Source organism: Streptomyces sp. NPDC054866 (genome assembly GCF_053610745.1).
Window position 1 is genome coordinate 420871 of sequence record NZ_JBSGZA010000003.1, and the last position, 20002, is coordinate 440872.

At 71.1% G+C, this 20002-nt stretch carries 16 protein-coding genes and 1 riboswitch; of the genes, 11 read left to right on the forward strand and 5 right to left on the reverse strand.

Translation table 11 applies throughout. From position 1 onward, the window contains the following. The first annotated feature begins 70 nt into the window (after positions 1-70). From ACWGI2_RS17360 to ACWGI2_RS17375, 4 genes are read left to right on the forward strand one after another with little or no spacing between them, the layout of a single operon-like run. Positions 71-1615, forward strand: a complete 1545-nt coding sequence (locus ACWGI2_RS17360) for a GMC family oxidoreductase (RefSeq protein ID WP_453696131.1) — start codon at positions 71-73, stop codon at positions 1613-1615. Continuing rightward, a complete protein-coding gene (locus ACWGI2_RS17365; RefSeq protein WP_453397354.1) occupies positions 1612-2751 on the forward strand; it encodes a quaternary amine ABC transporter ATP-binding protein in 1140 nt (379 codons plus the stop codon). The genes ACWGI2_RS17360 and ACWGI2_RS17365 overlap by 4 nt, the downstream gene beginning before the upstream one ends. Then, positions 2751-4727: an ABC transporter permease gene (locus ACWGI2_RS17370; protein ID WP_453397353.1), complete on the forward strand. Its 1977-nt coding sequence runs from the start codon at positions 2751-2753 to the stop codon at positions 4725-4727. The genes ACWGI2_RS17365 and ACWGI2_RS17370 overlap by 1 nt, the downstream gene beginning before the upstream one ends. A 22-nt stretch (positions 4728-4749) precedes the next feature. After that, complete coding sequence (locus ACWGI2_RS17375; RefSeq protein WP_453696748.1) at positions 4750-5700, forward strand: ABC transporter substrate-binding protein; 951 nt, start codon at positions 4750-4752, stop codon at positions 5698-5700. Between the two features lie 585 nt (positions 5701-6285). Here ACWGI2_RS17375 and ACWGI2_RS17380 read toward each other — a convergent pair. Both ACWGI2_RS17380 and ACWGI2_RS17385 read right to left on the reverse strand, forming a co-directional pair. Beyond that, complete coding sequence (locus ACWGI2_RS17380) at positions 6286-6732, reverse strand: carboxymuconolactone decarboxylase family protein (protein ID WP_453696132.1); 447 nt, start codon at positions 6730-6732, stop codon at positions 6286-6288. Beyond that, positions 6729-7238 carry a carboxymuconolactone decarboxylase family protein gene (locus ACWGI2_RS17385; protein WP_453397350.1) on the reverse strand — a complete coding sequence of 170 codons (510 nt, stop codon included), beginning with the start codon at positions 7236-7238 and terminating at the stop codon, positions 6729-6731. The genes ACWGI2_RS17380 and ACWGI2_RS17385 overlap by 4 nt, the downstream gene beginning before the upstream one ends. A 47-nt stretch (positions 7239-7285) precedes the next feature. On the opposite strand from ACWGI2_RS17385, the gene pdxR reads away from it, so the two are divergent. Further along, complete coding sequence (gene pdxR, locus ACWGI2_RS17390; RefSeq protein ID WP_453696133.1) at positions 7286-8719, forward strand: MocR-like pyridoxine biosynthesis transcription factor PdxR; 1434 nt, start codon at positions 7286-7288, stop codon at positions 8717-8719. Continuing rightward, positions 8701-8838 carry a hypothetical protein gene (locus ACWGI2_RS17395; protein ID WP_453696135.1) on the forward strand — a complete coding sequence of 46 codons (138 nt, stop codon included), beginning with the start codon at positions 8701-8703 and terminating at the stop codon, positions 8836-8838. Before pdxR ends, ACWGI2_RS17395 begins: the two co-directional genes overlap by 19 nt. Here ACWGI2_RS17395 and ACWGI2_RS17400 read toward each other — a convergent pair. Then, positions 8819-9676, reverse strand: coding sequence for a hypothetical protein (locus tag ACWGI2_RS17400; RefSeq protein ID WP_453397650.1), 858 nt, complete (start codon positions 9674-9676; stop codon positions 8819-8821). The two genes, ACWGI2_RS17395 and ACWGI2_RS17400, sit on opposite strands and share 20 nt — an antisense overlap. 132 nt (positions 9677-9808) lie before the next feature. Here ACWGI2_RS17400 and ACWGI2_RS17405 point away from each other — a divergent pair, with 132 nt between their 5' ends. The 3 genes from ACWGI2_RS17405 to ACWGI2_RS17415 all read left to right on the forward strand — a co-directional run bounded on the left by ACWGI2_RS17405 (position 9809) and on the right by ACWGI2_RS17415 (position 12423). After that, positions 9809-10264: a hypothetical protein gene (locus ACWGI2_RS17405; protein ID WP_453696137.1), complete on the forward strand. Its 456-nt coding sequence runs from the start codon at positions 9809-9811 to the stop codon at positions 10262-10264. Between the two features lie 61 nt (positions 10265-10325). Beyond that, positions 10326-11513: a glutathionylspermidine synthase family protein gene (locus ACWGI2_RS17410; RefSeq protein ID WP_453696138.1), complete on the forward strand. Its 1188-nt coding sequence runs from the start codon at positions 10326-10328 to the stop codon at positions 11511-11513. Between the two features lie 112 nt (positions 11514-11625). After that, positions 11626-12423: an SAM-dependent methyltransferase gene (locus ACWGI2_RS17415; RefSeq protein WP_453696139.1), complete on the forward strand. Its 798-nt coding sequence runs from the start codon at positions 11626-11628 to the stop codon at positions 12421-12423. 32 nt (positions 12424-12455) lie between these two features. Here ACWGI2_RS17415 and ACWGI2_RS17420 read toward each other — a convergent pair whose 3' ends face one another. Further along, positions 12456-13478: an NADP-dependent oxidoreductase gene (locus tag ACWGI2_RS17420; protein ID WP_453696140.1), complete on the reverse strand. Its 1023-nt coding sequence runs from the start codon at positions 13476-13478 to the stop codon at positions 12456-12458. A 218-nt stretch (positions 13479-13696) separates the two neighbouring features. On the opposite strand from ACWGI2_RS17420, the gene ACWGI2_RS17425 reads away from it, so the two are divergent. Continuing rightward, the gene (locus ACWGI2_RS17425) at positions 13697-17281 is read left to right on the forward strand and encodes an AfsR/SARP family transcriptional regulator (RefSeq protein ID WP_453696141.1); all 3585 of its coding nucleotides are present in this window, start codon (positions 13697-13699) and stop codon (positions 17279-17281) included. Here the strand turns inward: ACWGI2_RS17425 and rocD are convergent. Further along, positions 17226-18428 (reverse strand): ornithine--oxo-acid transaminase, encoded by a 1203-nt coding sequence (rocD, locus tag ACWGI2_RS17430; protein ID WP_453696143.1) that lies wholly within the window; start codon positions 18426-18428, stop codon positions 17226-17228. The genes ACWGI2_RS17425 and rocD overlap by 56 nt on opposite strands. 111 nt (positions 18429-18539) lie before the next feature. Then, positions 18540-18630, forward strand: a riboswitch (ZMP/ZTP riboswitch). A gap of 40 nt (positions 18631-18670) precedes the next feature. Here rocD and ACWGI2_RS17435 point away from each other — a divergent pair. Continuing rightward, the gene (locus ACWGI2_RS17435) at positions 18671-19993 is read left to right on the forward strand and encodes a serine hydroxymethyltransferase (protein ID WP_453696144.1); all 1323 of its coding nucleotides are present in this window, start codon (positions 18671-18673) and stop codon (positions 19991-19993) included. Positions 19994-20002 lie beyond the last annotated feature (9 nt).

Genomic DNA, 20002 nt, shown 5'->3' on the forward strand with positions numbered 1-20002 from the left:
GTCCGAGCACCCCCCGCTCACTACGCGCAAGCACCTTGCACCACACCTCGCAGGAAGAGGAGCAGCACGCATGGCTGAGACCACTGAGTACGACTACGTCATCGTCGGTGGCGGCACCGCCGGTTCGGTGATCGCGTCCCGCCTCACCGAGGACCCGGGCGTCACCGTCGCCGTCATCGAGGGCGGCCCCAGCGACATCGACCGCGAGGACGTCCTCACGCTGCGCCGCTGGCTCGGCCTGCTCGGCGGCGACCTCGACTACGGCTACACGACCACCGAGCAGCCGCGCGGCAACTCGCACATCCTGCACAGCCGCGCCAAGGTCCTCGGCGGCTGCTCGTCGCACAACACCCTGATCTCCTTCAAGCCGCTGCCGTCCGACTGGGACGAGTGGGAAGAGGCGGGCGCCACCGGCTGGGGCGCCAAGGCGATGGACCCCTTCTTCGGCAAGCTGCGCAACAACATCGTGCGCGTCGCCAAGAAGGACCAGAACCAGATCGCCACCGACTGGGTCGAGGCGACGAAGAGCGCGCTCGGCGTCCCCGAGGTCGTCGGCTTCAACGACAAGCCCTTCGACGAGGGCGTCGGCTTCTTCGACCTGTCGTACCACCCGGAGAACAACAAGCGTTCCTCCGCGTCCGTCGCCTACCTCCACCCCCACATGGAGGCTGGCGACCGCCCGAACCTCCACCTCTTCCTGGAGACGTGGGCCACCAAGCTGGAGCTTGAGGGCAAGACCGCGCGCGGCGTCCACATCCGTACGAAGGACGGCGCCGAGCAGCTCCTGACCGCCCGCCGCGAGGTGCTCGTCTGCGCGGGCGCTGTCGACACGCCCCGGCTGCTCATGCACTCCGGCATCGGCCCCGCGGGGGACCTCGAAGCGCTCGGCATCCCCGTCACGCACGACCTGCCGGGCGTCGGAGAGAACCTCCTCGACCACCCCGAGTCGGTCATCGTCTGGGAGACCAACGGCCCGATCCCCGGCAACTCCGCGATGGACTCCGACGCGGGCCTCTTCGTGAAGCGGGACCCGGACCACAAGGGCCCGGACCTGATGTTCCACTTCTACCAAATCCCGTTCACGGACAACCCGGAGCGCCTGGGCTACGAACGCCCGGAGCACGGCGTATCGATGACGCCGAACATCCCCAAGTCCCGTGCGCGCGGCCGTGTCTACCTGACGTCGGCCGACCCCGAGGTGAAGCCCGCCCTCGACTTCAAGTACTTCGAGTACGACGAGAACGGCGTCGACTACGACGGCCAGACCCTCGTCGACGGCATCAAGCTGGCCCGCAGGATCGCGCAGGCCGAGCCCTTCGCCAAGTGGCTCAAGCGCGAGGTCTTCCCCGGTCCCGACGTCACCGACGACGCCGAGATCAGCGAGCTCGTGCGCAAGGCCGCGCACACCGTGTACCACCCGGCGGGAACCTGCCGCATGGGTGCCGTCACGGACGAACTCGCCGTAGTGGACCCGGAGTTGAAGATCCGGGGTCTTGAAGGAATTCGTATCGCGGACGCATCCGTCTTCCCGACGATGCCCGCCGTGAACCCGATGATCGGAGTGCTCATGGTCGGGGAAAAGTGTGCCGAGATGCTGGGTGGTGATGGCCGATGAGCGAGGCCGCGGTGATGAAGAAGGAAGAAGCGAAGCCGCCGGAGTCCGCCGACGGGCCCGTCTTCGCCGTCGAGAACCTCTGGAAGGTCTTCGGCCCGAAGGCCGACCGAATACCGGGCGACACCTCCGTCCATGACCTCACCCCCGCCGAACTGCGCGAGCAGACCGGCTGCACCGCCGCCGTGCGCGACGTGTCCTTCGAGGTGAAGAAGGGCGAGGTCTTCGTCGTCATGGGCCTGTCGGGGTCCGGCAAGTCGACGCTCGTACGCTGCCTCACCCGGCTCATCGAGCCGACATCGGGGTCCATCGCGATCGACGGCGAGGACGTCCTCGGCATGGACAAGGCGCGCCTGCGTGAACTGCGCAGGCACCGCGCCGCCATGGTCTTCCAGCACTTCGGCCTCCTCCCGCACCGCACCGTCCTCGACAACGTCGCGTACGGCCTGGAGATCCAGGGCGTCGGCAAGGCCGAGCGCCGCGCCAAGGCACTCGAAGTCGTCGCCAAGGTCGGCCTCGAAGGCCTTGAGCAGCGCAAGCCCGGACAGCTCTCCGGCGGCCAGCAGCAGCGCGTGGGTCTGGCCCGCGCCCTCGCCGTCGACCCCGAAGTCCTGCTCTTCGACGAGCCGTTCAGCGCGCTCGACCCCCTCATCCGCCGCGACATGCAGGAAGAAGTCATCCGCCTGCACCGCGAAGAGGGCCGCACGATGGTCTTCATCACCCACGACCTCAGCGAGGCCCTGCGCCTGGGCGACCGCATCGCGCTGATGCGCGACGGCCGCATCGTGCAGCTCGGCACGCCCGAGGAGATCGTCGGCTCCCCGGCCGACGACTACGTACGCGACTTCGTACGGGACGTGGCACGCGCCGACGTGATGAGCGTGCGCACCGCCATGCGCCCCGCCGACACCGACGAACAGGACCGCGGCCCGGCGCTCTCGCCGGACGCCAAGGTCGCCGAAGCCATCGAGGCCGTCGCCAAGTCCGGCTTCCCGGTGCGCGTGATGGACGGCCCGCGCTGCCTGGGCGTCGTCGACCACGAGGCGCTGCTCGGCGTCGTCGCGGGCGTGGCCCCGGCGGACGGGCGCGTCACGAAGCCCGACAAGGGGCACTCCGATACCGGCGAGGTGGTCGCCTGATGGCCACCGCCACCGCATCGACTCCCGTACGCGACTCGGGGATCGGCGCGCTCCTGCGCCACCGTGCCGTCGGCAAGCTCCTGCTGCTCGCTGTCGCCGCGGCGATCCTCATCCCCATCGTCAACGCCAAGTGGGCGTCCGGCGCCTGGCCCGGCGCGCTCACCGTCGACCTGACCGAGCCGCTCGGCAAGACCACCGACTGGATCATCGACAACCGCGACAGCCACCCGCTGTTCGTCTACGTCCTCGGCAACATCTCCAACGGCATCGTGCTCTCCATCCGCGGTGTCTACCTGGTCCTTCTCGCAGCGGGCTGGGCCGGAGTGAGTGTCGGCGCCGCGCTCGTCGCCTGGCGTGTGGCGGGCGTACGGCTCGCGGTCCTCGCCGGTGCCTCGTTCGGCCTGTGCGGACTGCTCGGCATGTGGGTGCCGACGATGCAGACGCTGGCCCTGATGATCGTGGCCGTGCTCGTCTCCGTCGTACTCGGCATGCTGCTCGGCCTCGCCGGCGGTCTGAGCGACCGGATCTTCCGCATCCTGCGGCCGGTGCTCGACACCATGCAGGTGCTCCCGGCCTTCTCGTACCTGCTGCCCGTCGCCCTGGTCTTCGGCATCGGCGTGCCCGCCGCGGTCATCGCGACCGTCATCTACGCGGCACCGCCGATGGCCCGCCTCACCGCGCTCGGCCTGCGCGGCGCCGACGGCGGCGTGATGGAAGCGGTGACGTCGCTCGGCACCACCGCACGCCAGCGCCTGCTCTCCGCGCGCCTCCCGCTGGCCCGCAAGGAACTCCTTCTCGGCCTCAACCAGACGATCATGATGGCGCTCGGCATGGCCGTCATCGCGTCGATGATCGGCGGCGCCGGTCTCGGTGACCGCGTCTACCAGGCCCTCGGCTCCGTGGACGTCGGAGCCGCGCTCGCGGCCGGAATCCCGATCGTGCTGCTCGCCGTGGTCCTCGACCGCGTGACGGGCGCCGCCGGGGAGCGGCTCGGCGCCCACACCGAGGACAACTCTCCGCTGCGTGGAGGGCGCGGCTGGGCCGTGGCCGGAGCGGTCACCGTCGTCGCGGCGCTCGCCGCGCGCTTCGCGGACCGCCTGGAGTGGCCCGAGAGCTGGATCGTGAACATCGCCGAGCCGGTGAACACCGCCAAGGAGTGGATGGTCGACCACATCTACACCGACGTGCCCGTCGTCGGCGGCACCGCCGACTGGGCCGCGCACTTCACCACGTGGGTCCTCGACCCGATCCGCGACGGTCTCCAGGGCCTGCCCTGGTGGTCGGTCCTCCTCATCATCGCGGCCCTCGCCTGGCTGATCGGCACCTGGCAGACCGCGCTCACCGCCGTACTCGCCATGGCGGCGACGGGCGTACTGGGCGTGTGGAAGCCGTCCCTCGACACGCTCGCGCAGGTCCTTGCGGCCGTCGCGGTCACGGTGGTCCTCGGCTTCGCGGTGGGCATCGCGGCAGCGCGCAGTCCGCGGCTGGAGGCACTTCTGAGGCCCGTCCTCGACGTCTTCCAGACGATGCCGCAGTTCGTGTACCTGATCCCGGTCGTCGCCCTCTTCGGCATCGGCCGCGCCCCGGCGGTCGCCGCGGCCATCGTGTACGCGCTGCCCGCCGTCATCCGCATCACCACGCAGGGCCTGCGCCAGGTCAACGGCGCCGCGATGGAGTCGTCCCGCTCCCTCGGCGCCACCAGCTGGCAGCAACTGCGCCAGGTCCAGCTCCCGCTGGCCCGCCCGGCGCTCCTGCTCGCCGTCAACCAGGCGGTCGTCCTCATCCTCGCCGTCGTCGTCATCGGCGGCCTGGTGGGCGGTGGCGCACTCGGTTACGAAGCGGTGTTCGGCCTCGCGCAGGGCGACCTGGCCACGGGTCTCGTGGCGGGTACGGCGATCGTGTGCCTCGGTCTGATGCTGGACCGGGTCACGCAGCCGACGACACGTCGGGAACACGGCACGAAGAAGGGTGCGTGACATGCGAGTACGTACGCGTGTGATGCGTGTGACGAGCGCGGCAACTGCGGGCTGTGCCTTGCTCGCCCTCTCGGGCTGCGCCTCCGACATGACCAAGCAGGCGTCCCCGTACGCCAACGCCGAGGGCGCCAAGACCGTGACGCTGTCCGTCCAGTCCTGGGTCGGCGCGCAGGCGGACGTGGCCGTCGCCGAGTATCTGCTCAAGCACGAGCTCGGCTACCGGGTCGACAAGGTCCAGATCGACGAGGTCCCCGCCTGGGACGCGCTCAGCCAGGGCCGCGTCGACGCGATCATGGAGGACTGGGGCCACCCGGACCAGGAGCAGCGCTACATCAAGGACAAGAAGACGATCGTCCCCGGCGGCGACGTCGGCGTGACGGGTCACATCGGCTGGTACGTCCCGACGTACTTCGCGAAGAAGCACCCGGACGTCACCAACTGGAAGAACCTCAACAAGTACGCGAAGGACTTCCGCACCTCCGAGAGCGGCAGCAAGGGCCAGCTCATGGACGGCTCCCCGTCGTACGTCACGAACGACAAGGCCCTGGTGAAGAACCTCGGCCTGGACTACGAGGTCGTCTTCGCGGGTTCCGAGGCGGCGCAGATCACGCAGATCGAGCAGTTCGCCAAGCAGAAGAAGCCGTTCCTGTCGTACTGGTACAAGCCGCAGTGGCTGTTCAAGAAGGTGCCGATGACGGAGGTGAAGCTGCCCGAGTACAAGGAGGGCTGCGACGCCGACCCCGCCAAGATCAAGTGCGCCTATCCGCATACGCCGCTGCAGAAGTACTTCAACGCCGACTTCGCCAAGAAGGGCGGCGACGCGGCGGAGTTCCTGAAGAACTTCAAGTGGTCGGAGGAGGACCAGAACGAGGTCTCGCTGATGATCGCGGACAAGAAGATGGCGCCGGAGGACGCGGCGAAGGCCTGGGTCGCCGACCATGAGTCGAAGTGGCGGGGCTGGCTTCCGAAGTAGCGCTGGGGGCGGCGGCGGGGCCCCTGAACCGCCGCTCCGCGCCGGGCCCTTCCCACCCGCCCACCCGGCACTCCGCGGTGGGCGGGGGCCTGGTGCGGCGCCGCCGTCGTGGGGGAACCTGAACCGCCGCTGCGCGCCGGATCTTCCCCACCCACCCGCCCGATTGCCCCGCGGTGGATCTCTCGCTCCCACCCGCCCGGCACCCCGCAGTGCGGAAGCCTGGTGTCGCGTCACCGTCGGCGGGGCCCTGAACGGCCGCTGCGCGCCGGGTCCTTCCCGCCCACCCGCCCGATTGCCCCGTGTGACCCCACCCACCCCCACGCCCCCCGGTGCTCCGGGGTAATCGGGTGGGTGGGCGGGAGACATCCGCCGCGAAGCGGCGGTCCAGGGCGGTGCCACAGGTGCCGAGCGCCCCGGCACAGGGGCGGCACTGTGCGTGAGCTGGGTGGCTGGCACAGGGCGGCGCCCTGCGCCAGCCGCAGGCCCGGTACGGGAGTGCTCTAAGCGCCCGGCGTCAGGGGCGCCGCGCCTCAGCTACCCCAGCCGGGAGGCGACCACGCAGCGCGCGGAACTCCTCCACGAGGCTCACGGCACGTACCCTCCCGGTTCGATACGGCGGCTGACCATCACCCGGTTCCAGCTGTTGATGACGGTGATCACCCCGATGAGATGGGCCAGTTCGGATTCGGTGAAGTGCTTGGCCGCCGCTTCGTACGCCTCGTCGGGGACGAACCCGTCCGTCAGGACGGTGACCGACTCGGTCAGCGCTAGCGCGGCCCGCTCCCGCTCGCTGAAGACCTCACCCGCCTCCGCCCACGCGTTGAGGAGCGCGATCCGCTTCGCCGTCTCGCCGCTCTTCACGGCGATGTCCACATGCATGTCCAGACAGAACGCACACGCGTTGATCTGCGAGGCCCGCATCATCACGAGCTCGGCGAGCACAGGGTCGCCGAGCCCCTTCTTCGCCGCCGCGCTCAACGCGGACAGCGCGCTGGTGACCCCCTTGTCGAGATGAGTGGTCCGAGCGCTCACTTCTGGTCTCCGGCCTTGTAGTGGCCCGGCACCTGACGCGTCGAGACACCGAAGCGGTTCCACGCGTTGATCACCGTGATCGCGGCGATCAGCTGCGTCAGCTCCTGCTCCTCGAAGAGGGCCGCCGCCCTGTCGTACACCGCGTCCGGCACGAAGCCGTCCGTAAGGACCGTGATCGCCTCGGTCAGTTCGATCGCGGCGACCTCCTTCGCCGTGTAGAAGTGCTTCGACTCCTCCCAGGCGCTGAGCTGAATGATCCGCTCCACGCTCTCGCCCGCCGCGAGGGCGTCCTTGCTGTGCATGTCGACGCAGAGCGCGCAGTGATTGAGCTGCGAGGCGCGGATGTTGACGAGCTCGAGGATCACCGGGTCGACACCCTTACGGGCGGCCGCGTCGAGCCGGATCATCGCCTTGAAGACCTCGGGGGCGTGCTGGTGCCAGTCGAGGCGGGGGGTGTGCTCGTGGACGTACTCGGGTGCGGGGGTGGTGTTGTCGTTCGTCGTCATGACATCGACCGTACGACCGGAGTAGCCCACAGGTATGGTCCATTCCCATGGAAGAATCCTGGGCCACTTTGGGCGTCGACCTCCACCTGGAGACCGGGAAGACCGGGGAGCCCGTGGAGCCCGGGGGAGAGGCGGCGCGCTCCGGCGTACGCAAGGGCCTCACGGACGCCCTGCGCGAGGCGGTACGCGGCGGCAGGCTCGCCCCCGGCACTCGCCTCCCCTCGTCCCGCTCCCTCGCCGCCGACCTGGGCATCGCCCGCAACACCGTCGCCGACGCGTACGCGGACCTCGTCGCCGAGGGCTGGCTCACGGCACGCCAGGGCTCGGGCACCCGCGTCGCCGAACGCGCCGTGCCGCGCCCCGCCGAACCCGCACCGCGCCGCAGGGCCGCCGGCGGCCCGACGTACGACCTGATGCCGGGCACCCCCGACCTCTCCTCGTTCCCGCGCGCCGCCTGGCTCAAGGCCGCGCGCCGGGCCATGGCGGCCGCCCCGAACGACGCGCTCGGCTACGGCGACCCGCGCGGCCGCATCGAGCTGCGCACCGCCCTCGCCGGCTACCTCTCCCGCGCGCGCGGCGTGCACACGGACCCGGACCGCATCGTCATCTGCGCCGGGTTCGCACAGGGCCTGAGCGTGCTCGGAGCTGTGCTGCGGGCGCGCGGTCTGCGGGAGGTGACGGTCGAGTCGTACGGCCTGGACGTGCACTGGAATCTGCTGAAGCGGGCGGGGCTACGGACGAGGCCGCTGCCCTTCGACGAACGGGGCACCTGCACCGATGAGTTGGGGGAGGGTTCGGCGAAGGTCGCGCTCCTGACGCCCGCCCATCAGTTCCCGATGGGAGTACCGCTGCACCCCGACCGGCGCGCGGCCGCCGTCGACTGGGCGCGGCGCGCGGGCGGTCTGATCCTGGAGGACGACTACGACGGGGAGTTCCGCTACGACCGGCAGCCGGTGGGCGCGCTCCAGGGTTTGGACCCCGACCGCGTGGTCTACCTCGGCACGGCGAGCAAGTCTCTCGCCCCTGGCCTCCGGCTGGGCTGGATGGTCCTTCCGGCGCCGATCGCCGAGGAGGTCGTCGAGGCGAAGGGGGGCGCGGAATGGGCCTGCGGAGCGCTGGATCAGCTGACGCTCGCGGAGTTCATCACGTCGGGTGCGTACGACCGCCATGTGCGGGGCGCGCGGCTGCGCTACCGCCGTCGGCGGGACCAACTGGTCGCCGCGCTTGCCGCGCGGGCACCGGAGGTGCGGGCCACGGGGATCGCCGCGGGGCTGCACGCGGTGCTCGAACTCCCGCCGGGTACGGAGCGCTCGGTGGTGCAGGCGGCAAGCTGGCAACGCCTTGCCGTGCAGGGCCTCGGGAGCTTCCGGCACCCCGCCGCACGGGTCCCGGAGCGGGACGCGCTGGTGGTGGGGTACGGGACGCCGGCGGATCACGGGTGGGCGGGGGCACTGGAGGCGTTGTGCAGGGTGCTGCCGTAGCCGCGCGCAACGTCATCACCGGCTCCGCAGCCGTGCGCACCGTCATCACCGGCTCCGCAGCCGTGCGTACCGTCATCACCGGCTCCGCCGAGTTCGTCCTCAAACGCCGGACGGGCTGATGGGTTCCCCCTCCTCCACAGGAGCCGGCGCCTCGCCGAACCGCGCCAACGCCAACGCCCCCACCACAGCCACCACGAACCCCAGCACCGCCACCCACTCCATCCCGCCCCGAGTCCGGTCCCCGAGCCACACCACCCCCACCACCGCGGGCCCGATCGTCTCCCCGATCACCATCCCCGCGGTAGCGGTCGTCACCGACCCCCGCTGCAACGCCGACGTGAGCAGCAGGAACGCCGCGCCCCCACCCACCAGCAGGGCATACGCGGCCGGATTCCGCGCCAACGCCCCCGGCGAGGCATCGTCGATCAGCCGCACCGCCACCTCCACCACCCCGAACCCGAACCCCGCCCCGAGCCCCAGAGCCAGCGCGCGCCCCCGCCCCGGCAGCCGCCCGGCCACGGCCCCCAGCACCAGCACCCCCACCGCCACGCCCAGCATCACGTACCGCAGAGTCGTCGACCCGACGTCGTCCCCCTCGTCCCCCGACGCGAGCCCCAGCATCGCGAGCCCCGCGCACACCACCCCCACCGCTGCCCACTCCACCCCGCTCAACCGCACCCGCAGCAACCGCGAGGCCACCACCGCGGTGACGGCGAGGCTCGCGGCGAGCGCAGCACCCACCGCGTAGATCGGGATGGAACGCAGCGCCACGATCTGAAGCAGGAACCCGAGCCCGTCGAGCCCGAGCCCCACGACGTACCGCCACTGCTTCACCGCGCGCAGCAGCAGCGCGGGGTCGACCCCGGACCCCGTTCCCGGCGCCGTGGCGCGGGCGGCGATGGCCTGGAAGACGGAGGCCGTGCCGAAGCAGACCGCTGAACCGAGTGCGCAAATCATCCCAAGAGACACGAAGTGACTGTAGAGGAAGGGGATTCGGCTGAGCCGGTTGGCGTGACGTGCGGGGACTTACCTACGCTGATCGCCGAACACGCTTTGACACATGTACGACAACGGGGAGCTGTAGAGCAGATGGCGGCTGAGCAGCAGGAACTGAAGCAGGAGCCGAAGGAGCGGACGCAGCGGCGAAGGCTTCGGTCCAGCACGGTGATACTCGGCGGAATGGGCGTCCTCGCGGCGGCCCTGACCTCCTGCGGCTCGGAGCCGGACAAGCGGTGCGTGGACCGCGACAGCTACGACTACCTCACGGGCTACAAGATCGTCGCCGACAAGAACTGCAAGAGCGGCTCGTCCTCGGGCTCGTCCGCCGGTTCGTCATCCTCGTACGGCAAGGGGCGTCAGTCCGGCGGCAGTTCCTACGGAACCGGCACAGGCACCGGCACCGGCAGGACCGGCCGCATGGACGCCGACTGGTACTACGACGCCGACGTCGAAGGACGGCGCGCCGACTACGGCACCTTCAGCCGCAGCGAGGCCGTCGACCGCGACGGCTTCGGCTGCTCGGGCAGCGGCAGCGGCGGCGGCTGAGCCGGAAGCGAGCGAGACCCGAGGCCCGAGACCCGAGAGCTGAGACCCGAGGCCCGAGACCATGGAACGTCACACCATCACCCCCCGCCCAGGCTGGCAGCAGACGGTCGAGGACCAGGGGCTCATCTACCCCCTGACCCGCTACCCCGACGACTCGCTCCGCCCGTACTGGGACGAGTCCGCGTACTACGAGTTCACGCTCCCCGAGGTCGAGGCCCTGGAGGAGGTCGTCGAGGAGCTGCACACGATGTGCCTCGCGGCGGCCGAGCACATCGTCACGCACGGCCGCCTCGTCGACCTCGGTATCACGGACCCCCGAGTGGCCGACGCGGTCACTGAGGCCTGGCACCGGCGCGCCGAACTCCCTTCCCTCTACGGCAGGTTCGACCTGCACTACGACGGTACGAGCGGCCCGGCCAAGATGCTGGAGTACAACGCCGACACCCCCACCTCCCTGGTCGAGGCCGCGAGCCCCCAGTGGTTCTGGATGGAGGAGTGCTTCCCGGGCGCCGACCAGTGGAACTCCCTCCACGAGCGCCTCGTCGACGCCTGGAAGAAGCAGGCCGCGCTGCTTCCGCCCGGTGGCCCGCTGTACTTCGCGCACTCCGCGGGCGACGAACTCGGCGAGGACCTGATGACGGTCGCGTACCTGCGCGAGACCGCGCAGCAGGCCGGGCTCGACACCGAGGCGATCTCCATGGAGGACATCGGCTGGGACCGGCTCTCGCGGCGCTTCGTCGACAAGAAGCTCGGCTTCATCCGCAGCTGCTTCAAGCTCTACCCGTGGGAGTGGCTGACCACCGACCGCTTCGCCCCGCACGTCCTGGAGACCCTCGACAACGGCGGCGGCACCGGTTCCACCCTGTGGATCGAGCCCGCGTGGAAGATGCTCCTCTCCAACAAGGCGCTGCTCGCGGTGCTTTGGGAGCTGTACCCCGGCCACCCCAACCTCCTCCCCGCCTACCTGGACGGCCCCCGGGAGCTGGCCTCCGGCCGTGGCTACGTCGCCAAGCCCCTCCTCGGCCGCGAAGGCGCCGGAGTCACGGTCCATCCACCGGGAGTAGAGGCCGCCCTACGCGAAGAGGCGTGCTGCTACCAGGAGTTGGCGCCGCTGCCCGAATTCGACGGCAACCGTGTGGTGCTCGGTGCGTGGGTCGTGGAGGACGAGGCGGCGGGGCTCGGCATCCGGGAGTCGGCGGGTCTGATCACGGACGAGTACGCGAGGTTCCTGCCGCACGTCATTCTCTGAGGGCCAGCGGAGACCGGATTCTCTGAGGCCCCGCGGAGACCGGTGAAGTCCCGCGAGTACGCTGCCGGTTGATCGGGTTGATCGAGGTGACGCACTCGGAGGCGAAGCGAACATGACCGACAGCAGGATCAACACCACGCAGCCTCACACGGCCCGGATCTGGAACTACTGGCTCGGCGGCAAGGACAACTACCCCGTCGACCAGGCCGCCGGGGACCAGATCCGCGCGCTGCACCCCGGTATCGGTGCGTACGCGCTGGCCGACCGGCAGTTCCTCGGCCGCGCCGTGAGCCACCTGGTGACCGAGTGCGGCATCCGCCAGTTCCTCGACATCGGCACCGGGCTGCCGACCGCCGACAACACCCACGAGGTCGCCCAGCGGATCGCCCCCGAGACCCGCGTCGTCTACGTCGACAACGACCCGCTGGTCCTCACCCACGCGCGCGCCCTCCTCACCAGCACCCCCGAGGGCAGGACCGACTACCTCGACGAGGACCTGCGCAACGTCGAGACGATCCTCGAACACGCCGCCAAGACACTGGACTTCGACCAGCCGGTCGGGCTGATCCTGCTCGGAGTCGTCATCTTCATCGACGACGACTCCGAGGCGTACGGCATCGTGCGCCGCCTGCTCGACGCGCTGCCGACCGGCAGCCATCTGGTCCTCTCGCACACGATCACCAGCCCGGAGATGCCCGACGTCGACGAGGCGGTGGCGTTCTGGAACGAGAACGGCACACCCAAGCTGACGCAGCGCACGCCCGAGCAAGTGGCCGGATTCTTCGAGGGTTTGGAGCTCCTCGCGCCCGGGGTGGTGTCGTGCAACCGCTGGCGTGCGGACGCGGACGCCGGCGCGGCGCCGGCCCTCGAGGACGTGGCCATGTTCGGCGGGGTCGGCGTCAAACGCTGACGCCGACCCGCGGACGCCCGGCAGTGGTTGGCTCACAGCCGGACGAGCATCTTGCCGGTGTTGGCGCCGCGCAGTACGCCGAGGAAGGCGTCGGGCGCCTGCTCGATGCCGTCGACGACGGTCTGTTCGGTGCGCAGACTGCCGTCGGCGAGCAGGCCCGCGGCCTTGCCGATCCACTTCGGGAACAGGTCGAAGTGGCTGCTGACGAGCATGCCGCGCAGGGTCACCTCGTGGGTGGCGGCACGGAACAGGTTGTTCGGTCCTGGCGCGGGTGCGGTGGTGTTGTAGCCGCTGATGGCGCCCACGAGAGCGATACGGCCGCCGGTGCGGATGGCGCCGATGGCGGCCTCCAGGTGGTCGCCGCCGACCGAGTCCAGGTAGACGTCGATGCCGTCGGGGGCGGCCTGGGCGAGCTGTTCGGGTATGCCGCCCTGGCGGTAGTCGATGGCCGCGTCGTAGCCGAACGTGTCGAGCAGCTTCTTGGTCTTCGCCGGTCCGCCCGCCGAGCCGATCACGCGGGAGGCGCCGAGCTCGCGGGCCAGCTGCCCCGCGACACTGCCGACCGCGCCCGCCGCCGCGGAAATGAAGACGACGTCGCCCTCGCGGACGGGGGCGGTGCGAGTGAGCGCGGCGTACGCGGTCAGGCCCGTGGTACCGAGGGGGCCGAGGTAGGCGGCGGCCGGGGCGAGGGCGGTGTCGATGACGGTGGCGGTGGCGGCGTCCATGACGGCGTACTCGCGCCACCCGAGGAAGTGCGAGACGGTCGCGCCCACCGGCACGTTCTCGGCGCGGGACGCGACGACCTCGCCGACCGCGCTGCCTTCGAGGGCGGCGCCGAGTGCGAAGGGCGGGATGTAGGAGGGGACGTCGTCCATGCGGCCCCGCATGTACGGGTCCACGGACATCCAGGTGTTGCGGACCAGGATCTGCCCCTCGGCGGGCTCGGGGATCCCGACAGTCACCAACTCGAAGTCGGTGGGGGTGGGTTCGCCGGTGGGGCGGGAGGCGAGGTGGATTTCGCGGGAGGTGGGGGTGGAGGTGGTGGGGATGGGCATGGCGGGGGTCCTTTCGAGGTGGGTTCGGCGTGACCGGGCTGCTGTGTTCGGGGTGTTGCGTGGGCGGGCTGTCCTGGTCACGTGGACTACCGTGCCCGGGCCCGCGCACGAGCCACTGACGGCTCACGCACGGCCGCTGGTGCGCCACGCACGGCCGCTGGTCCGCGCCACGCACGGCCGCTGAGGAACCCCGCTCGGTCCCGCATTAACGTTGCGGCATGCGATTCGAGGTCCTTGGCCCGTTGACGGTGCGCACGGCGGACGGGGCGGTCGTCCCGGTTCCGGAGCCGAAGGTCCGTGCCCTGCTCGCGAATCTCCTGGTCCACCAAGGGCGGCCGGTCCCCGCGGACGTGCTGATCGACGACCTCTGGGGCGAACGGCTGCCGGGCAACCCCGCCAACAGCCTCCAGACCAAGGTCTCCCAGCTGCGCAGGGCCTTGGAGAAGGCGGAACCGGGGGCGCGCGAACTCGTGGCGTACGGCCCCGCCGGGTATCTGCTGCGGGCCCCCGAGGGAGTGGCGCCGGAGGAACTGACGGACGCGGCCCGCTTCACGACGCTGACGTCACGCGCGTACGCCTCCAACGCCGCCCCTGAGGTCCCTGACGTGCGTACGAGGATCACACTCCTCACGGAGGCGCTGACGCTGTGGCGTGGACCGGCGTACGCGGATTTCCGCGACGCGGAGTTCGTGCGGGTGGCGGTGGCGCGCCTGGAGGAACAGCGGCTCACGGCGCAGGAGGCACGGGCGGAACTGCGCCTGGACTCGGCCGCCCCGGGCGAACACGCCTCCCTGGCCGATGAGTTGGCGGAACTGGTGGCCGAGCAGCCGCTGCGGGAGAGGCTGCGGGGCGCGTACATGAGGGCCCTGTACTTGGCGGGGCGCCAGACGGAGGCGCTGGACGCATACCGTGACCTGCGCGAGCGCCTGGCCGACGACCTGGGCATAGACCCCGGAGCGGAACTCGCCGCTCTCCACGAGGCGATGCTCCGCCAGTCCCCGGAACTGGCCTCGCCGAGGGCGGATGTGGCGGCCCCGCGCCCCGAGCTGGAGGCACCGCCAACACCGCACACCCCTCGCACGAACCTGCCCGCCCAGGTGACTGCTCTCGTGGGCCGGGACGACGCGGTGGCCCGGGTACGGGAACTGGTCGGAACGGCGCGGCTCGTCACCCTGACGGGACCGGGGGGCGTGGGCAAGACCCGACTCGCGCTGGAGGCGGCGGCAGGGCTGGCGGATAACTTCGAGGAGGGCGTCTGGCTGGTGGAACTGGCCGGCACGAAGCACGACGTAGCTGAAACGGTCGCCACGACACTAGGCATCAGAGACGCCCCCGCCCCCCTCCACACCGAGCCACCAACGACGACCGCCACGGCACTGGGCATCGAGGACGCCTCCGCACCCCTCCACAGTGAGCCACCAGCCCCAGCCACCAACAAGACCGAGCCACCAAAGCCAAACGCTCACGATGACCTGGGTCATGGCCATGCCTCAGCTACCCCGGGCCGGGCCGCCCCGACCCCGGGCCACACCCCTCACACCCCGGCCACTCCTACTCCCACCCCCGCCCTAGTGCGACTCCTAGGCCAAGCTCTTGCCCCGCGTCGCATGCTCCTTGTGCTCGACAACTGCGAGCATGTGTTGGAGCCCGTGGCCGAGCTGTTGTCCGAACTGCTTCGGTGCGCCCCCGAGTTGCGCGTGCTTGCCACCAGTCAGGAGCCCCTCGCCCTCTCCGGCGAGACCCTCGAAGCCGTCGCGCCGCTCGCGGAGCGTGAGGCCTTGGCGTTGTTCGCCGAGCGGGCCGCCGCTGCCGCGCCCGGCTTCGTGCTGGATGCGGAGAGTACCCCCGACGCCGTCCTCATCTGCCGCCGCCTCGACGGCATTCCGCTCGCCATCGAACTGGCCGCCACCCGCGTACGCGCCCTCGGCGTGCACGCCCTCGCCGAGCGCCTGCACGACCGGTTCAGGCTGCTCAACCAAGCGCGCAGGGACGCCCCCGCCCGCCAACGCACCCTGCGCGCGATGATCGACTGGAGCTGGGAGCTGCTGACCGCGGAGGAACAAGGCGCCCTGCGTCAACTCGCCGTCTTCGGCGGCAGTTTCACACTGGACTCGGCCGAAGCCGTGTACGTGTACGGGGTCGGCCCCGCGCCGCGTGACGTGCAGGGCTGCGACGAGCCCCGCGGCGCCCTCACCACCCCCAGAGGCGCCGACGCTCCGGACGTACTGGACCTCATCACCCGCCTCGTCGACCGCTCCCTCCTCACCACCGCGCCCGGAGCGAACCGCGCCCACGGCCTCCGCTACCGCATGCTCGAATCCGTCACTGCCTACAGCCTCGAACGGCTCGACGAGGCGGGGGAGACGAACGACGTACGCCGCCGCCACGCCCACCACTACGCCGACCTCGCCGAACACGCCGCACCCCACCTCCTCGGCCCCGGCCAACAGCAGTGGCTGCACCGCCTCGACACCGAAGCCGTCAACCTGCGCGCCGCACTCGAATGGGCCGCGGCCGACGCCGACGCCGCCCTCGCCCTGCGCCTGGCCAACTCCCTGACCTGGTACTGGTTCCTCCGCGGCCGCCTCGGCGAAGCCGAGCGCTCCCTGACCCAGGCCCTGAGCCTGCCCCCGGCCGAGATCACCGACACGGGACAAGCTCGCGCCTCCGCCCGCACGGCCCGCGCCGCCCTCGCCCTGCTCACCGGCGACGACACCCCCTACGCGGAGATCGGCACCGACGGCCCCGCCGAGGGCGCCGACCTCCGGTCCCGCTGGCTCCTCGCCTACGCCCGCTGCGGTTTCAACCGTACGGAGAGCGAGGAGACCCAGGTCGACGAGCTCCTGGAGGAGTTCCGCGCGGCGGACGACCGCTGGGGCGTCGCCGCCGCCCTCAGCACCCGCGCCACCCGGGCCCTCTACCGCGGCGACCTCGCCACCCTGCGCCGCGACGCCGAGGCCAGCGCCGCCCTCTTCGCTGTACTCGGCGACCGCTGGGGCCAGTTGCAGGCCTCCGAGCAGCTGGGCGTGCTCGCCGAGATCGCCGCCGACTACGAGGGCGCCGCCAGGCTCCACCGCGACGGCATGCGCGGCGCGCAGGAGCTCCAGCTGTGGACCGACGTGTCCTTCCGCCTCGCCCGCCTCGGCCGCATCGCCCTGCTCACCGGTGACGACGCCGCGGCCACCGACTTCCACGAGCGCGCCGCACGCCTCGCCGCGCGGCACTCGCACGGGCCCGCGCAGCAGTTCGCCGAGACGGGCCTCGCCATCGGCGCCCGCCGCCTCGGTGAGCTCGACACCGCGGAGAAGTACCTCCTGCCCTGGCTCGCCTGGAATCGCCGTCTCGGCGTCCAGTCCGGCACCGCCCTGATCCTGGCCCAGCTCGGCTACGTCGCCGAACAGCGCGGTGACGCGGCGCGCGCGGAGGAACTCCACCGGGAGGGCCTCGCCGTGGCCCGCCGCACGGGCGACGAGCGCGCGGTCGCCCTCGCCCTCGAAGGACTGGCCGGAGCCCACTCCCTCGCGCACGATCACACCGGCGCCGCCGAACTCCTCGGCACCGCGGCCGCCCTCCGCGAGGCGGTCGGCAGCCCCCTGCCGCCCGCCGAACGCCGCGATGTCGACCGCGCCGCACAACGCTCCCGGAACGCCCTCGGCGAGGACGGCTACGCGGCCGCGTACACCCGCGGCCACGACACCGGCAGCCGCGACACCCGCGGCCACGGCAACCGCGACCGGGGGGCTCGAACTAGGCCAGCACAGCCCGCAGTTGATCGAGCCCCCAGTCCAGGTCCTCCTTGCTGATCACCAGCGGTGGAGCGATCCGGATCGTCGACCCGTGGGTGTCCTTGACCAGCACACCCCGGTCCATCAGCTTCTCGGAGATCTCGCGGCCCGTGCCGTGCGACGGCTCGATGTCGACGCCCGCCCACAGCCCACGGCCCCGCACCTGCGTCACCGCGCCCGTACCGGCAAGGAGCCCCAGCTCGGCGTGCAGATGCTCGCCCAGCTCGGTGGCCCGCTGCTGGAACTCGCCCGAGCTCAGCATCGCGACGACCTCCAAGCCCACCGCGCACGCCAGCGGATTGCCGCCGAACGTCGACCCGTGCTCGCCCGGCTTGAACACCCCAAGCACATCCGCGTCCGCCACCACCGCCGACACCGGCACGACGCCCCCGCCGAGCGCCTTGCCCAGGATGTACACGTCCGGGACCACGCCCTCGTGCTCGCACGCGAACGTCCTGCCTGTCCTGCCGAGCCCCGACTGGATCTCGTCCGCCATGAAGAGGACGTTCCGCTCCCGCGTCAACTCCCGCACGCCCGCGAGATAACCGGTCGGCGGCACCAGAACCCCGGCCTCTCCCTGGATCGGTTCGAGGAGCACGGCCACGGTGTTCTCCGTGACCGCGGCCCGCAGCGCCGTCAGATCGCCGTACGGCACGATCTCGAAACCCGGGGTGTACGGACCGAAGTCCGCCCGCGCCTCCTGGTCCGTCGAGAAGCTGACGATGGTCGTGGTCCGCCCGTGGAAGTTGTCGCGGGCGACGACGATCTTCGCCCGCCCGGCGGGCACGCCCTTGACCTGATACCCCCACTTCCTCGCGGTCTTCACCGCCGTCTCCACCGCCTCCGCCCCGGTGTTCATCGGCAGCACCATCTCCTTGCCGCACAGCTCCGCGAGCCGCGTACAGAACTCGGCGAACCGGTCGTGGTGGAAGGCCCGCGAGGTGAGCGTCACCCGCTCCAGCTGCGCCTTGGCCGCGTCGATCAGGCGGCGGTTGCCGTGCCCGAAATTCAGCGCCGAATACCCGGCCAGCATGTCGAGGTAGCGGCGCCCCTCGACGTCCGTCATCCAGGCACCCTCCGCCGACGCCACCACGATGGGCAGCGGATGGTAGTTGTGCGCGCTGTGCGCTTCGGCCGAGGTGATGAACTCTTCGGTAGTCGACACGGGGTCTCCGTTCGTCCTGCGGCATGGGGCGGGTGTGGCGCCCAAGTTCTATCGTCGCTCGGATCGCGGACGAAGAAACCTGCCGACCCGGCGTGCCCGATAGGCTGGTCTCTACAGCACGGCGACTGGCGCACGGGGAACGGACCCCGAGGAAGCCGTGCGAGGCAGAACCTTCGAGGTGCCGACCGCCTGGGCACCCCGGGACCACGACCGGACACTCACCGCTCGCCCCGGAGGACGCCATGACTCACTCTCCTTCCCTCAGTTCCTCGCAGTCCGCGGCCACCGCGGATGCGCCGAACACCCTCAGCCACCCCGCGCTCGCCGCGACGGACCCCGAACTGTCCGCGCTCGTCGCCGCCGAGGAACAGCTCCAGGCCGACACCCTGCGCCTGATCCCCAGCGAGAACTACGTCTCCACGGCCGTCCTCGAAGCCTCGGGCACGGTCCTGCAGAACAAGTACAGCGAGGGCTACCCGGGCCGCCGCTACTACGAGGGCCAGCAGAACATCGACCCCGTCGAGCGCCTCGCCGTCGCCCGCGCCAAGTCCGTCTTCGGCGTCGAGCACGCCAACGTCCAGCCCTACTCCGGCTCCCCGGCCAACCTCGCCGTCTACCTCGCCTTCGCCGAACCGGGTGACACCGTGATGGGCATGGCCCTCCCCATGGGCGGCCACCTCACCCACGGCTGGGGCGTCTCCGCCACGGGCAAGTGGTTCCGCGGCGTCCAGTACGGCGTCCGCCACGACACGGGCCGCATCGACTTCGACGAGGTGCGCGACCTCGCCCTCAAGGAACGCCCGAAGCTGATCTTCTGCGGTGGCACCGCCCTCCCTCGCACCATCGACTTCGCCGCCTTCGCCGAGATCGCCCACGAGGCGGGAGCCGTCCTCGTCGCCGACATCGCGCACATCGCCGGCCTGATCGCGGGCGGCGCCCACCCGTCACCGGTGCCGCACGCCGACGTGATCTCCACGACCACCCACAAGACCCTGCGCGGCCCGCGCGGCGCGATGCTGATGTCCCGCGAGGAGCACGCCAAGGCCATCGACAAGGCGGTCTTCCCCGGCCTCCAGGGCGGCCCGCACAACCAGACCACCGCGGCCATCGCCGTCGCCCTGCACGAGGCGTCGCAACCCTCCTTCCGCGACTACGCCAACACGGTCGTCGCCAACGCCCAGGCCCTCGCCGAAGCGCTGCTCGCCCGCGGCTTCGACCTGGTCTCCGGCGGCACCGACAACCACCTGATCCTGATGGACCTCACCCCCAAGGACGTCCCGGGCAAGGTCGCCGCCAAGGCCCTCGACCGGGCCGGGATCGTCGTCAACTACAACACCGTGCCGTACGACCCGAGGAAGCCGTTCGACCCCTCCGGCGTCCGCATCGGCACCCCCTCGCTCACCTCCCGCGGTCTGGGTACTCAGCACATGCCGACCGTCGCCGACTGGATCGACCGAGGCGTCGCCGCGGCCCGTGCCGGAGACGAGGACGCCCTGACGAAGATCCGGTCCGAGGTCGCCGACCTGATGGCCGCCCACCCGGCCCCGGGCCTGCCGCCCCACTGACCCGCCGGG